The organism is Litorisediminicola beolgyonensis (assembly GCF_042679605.1).
Lineage (GTDB): Bacteria > Pseudomonadota > Alphaproteobacteria > Rhodobacterales > Rhodobacteraceae > Litorisediminicola > Litorisediminicola beolgyonensis.
Genome location: NZ_JBHTMU010000082.1, coordinates 1 through 2,003, shown reverse-complemented (window position 1 = coordinate 2,003; position 2,003 = coordinate 1). Strand labels below are relative to the sequence as shown.

The following is a 2,003-nucleotide window of genomic DNA, read 5'->3' as shown; positions in this document are numbered from 1 at the left end:
CGCTTCGGGGCGGCGGGGCCGCTCGCTGTTGGGCGCGGCCTGCGGGCGGCGCGGGCGCACCACGTTAGCCAGGTCTTCGCGATAGGGGTCGGCCTGGGCCTCGGCCTGTTCCTTGCGGCGTCCGAGGAAGCGGTCCGCACGGGCAGCGGCGACGGCGGCGCGCAGATGCGCGATGGCGCTGCGGCGGCTCTTGCCTTCGGGCTGGGCCATCTCGTCATTGGTCTGGTCGAGCAGGCGCGACACCGATTGGTCGTCCTCGGTGATCTTGCTCTCGGTGAGCATCACGCGTGCCGGGCTCGACATCTTGACGGCCTTGCGGATGTCGCCGAGCTCGGGCTCGTCCTGGGGCTGGCCGGTCTCTTCGGTCGCGCTGCGATGGGGAATGCCCGGGGCGTCACGGTCGTCCTCGTCGTCTTCCCAATCGTCGGCGGCGAAAGCGGCGTCGAGCTCGCGGTCGAGATCGTCGATCTCTTCCTCGGCATCGTCTTCATCGTCGTCGTCATCGGCAGCCGCGACCTCGGGCTCTTCGGCGTAACCATGCGTGTCGTCGAGATCGTCGTCGAAGGAGTCCTCGTCCAGTCCCGCGGCGATGGCGTCGGGCAGGGGCTCTTCGTCCTCGTCCTCGAGCGCGTCTTCGGTCAGGCTGTCGTCGTCATCGTCGTAAGCGGTCTCGGCCCGAAGATCGTCGTCATCTTCATCGGCATGGTCGAACGCGGCATCCAGATCGGCTTCGAGCGCGTCCTCGTCCTCCTCCTCGACCTCGGCGGTATCGACCTCGTCTGCGTCGTCGAAGGCGTCGTCGTCGAGCTCGTCCAGATCGTCGCTGACCGCCACGGGATCGGCGTCCTCGTAAGGCGCGTCATCCTCTTCGGCGGAAAGCTCGGCTTCAAGCTCGGCCAGTTCGCGGGCAAGATCAGCCTCGTCCTCGGGCGCGAGGCTCGAGGTGGTGGCGCCGGGCAGGGTGCTGTCGATGGCAGGGGCGCTGTCTGCCTCGGGCGCGTCGTCGATCTCTTCCAGCGCACCGGCGGCGACGGCGCGTTCGAAATCGCTGCGCTTGACCTTCAGAACGCGGGCGCGCGGACGGCGCAGGGCGGGGGTCGGGGTGGGCTCGCTCGGTGCTTCCGAGAGGATGCCCGACAGCGCGCGGCCAAGCTCGCTATCGTCCTCGTCCGTCTCGGTCTCCGTCTCCGTCGCGATCGGCTCGGAGACATAGGCGGAGCTGTTGCCGGACAGGATATCGCCCAGCGGGTCGGTCTCGTCCTCGTCCTCGAAATCGTCGTCGAAGGACGCAACGCCCATCGCGGCGGTCACCGCGGCGAGCGTGTCCTCGGCGGGGGCGAGGGCTTCGGGCGCGTCATCATGATCTTCGGCGTCCTCGTTCTCGATCTCGGAGGTCTCGTCAAACGCGCCCATCGCGGTGGTCACCGCGGACAGGGTGTCTTCTTCGGGGTAGAGGTCGTCTTCCAACCCGTCGAAATCGTCGGCCTCCACGTCCTCGTCGGCCAGCGCGGCCTCGTCTTCGGCAAGGGCCGCGGTGTCGAGGGGCGGAAGCTCGGACGGGGTCAGATCGGCTTCCCAGGCGTCGGTCAGCGCGACCTCGTCGGCGTGCTCGTCCTCGGAATAGTCCTCGGCATACTCGGCCTCGGGCGCGGCGGCAGACGCGGAGGCGCGGGTCGCGGAGACCACCGCGCGGATGCGCTGCAGCTTCGCGGCGACGCTGTCGCCATCGGCCTCGGGCTGGACGGCGGGCGCTGCAGTCGCGGCGGGCGCCTCGATCTCCTCGTCCAGTTCAGCGGGTGCGTCTTCGGTCAGGACCTCGGTCTCGGACACGACAGGGCTTTCGACCGGAGCCGAAGCTGCGATCTCGGGCGTGGCGTCGCCTGTGGACGTATCCTCGTCCTCTGCACCCGCCGTTGCTGCGGCGAGGGCGGCGGCTTGCGCGTCATGGGCGGCGTCGAGACGGTCGCGGGCGGGGTCGGCCACCGGGGCTGCAGGCGCGGGCG

General features: G+C 69.8%; 1 protein-coding gene. It reads right to left on the bottom strand.

Annotated elements, in window-relative coordinates; all coding sequences use genetic code 11:
• A partial coding sequence (locus ACFQ4E_RS20465) for a hypothetical protein (protein ID WP_386806387.1) occupies positions 1-1,983 on the bottom strand: 1,983 nt, incomplete at its 3' end.
• Between the last annotated feature and the right edge of the window lie 20 nt (positions 1,984-2,003).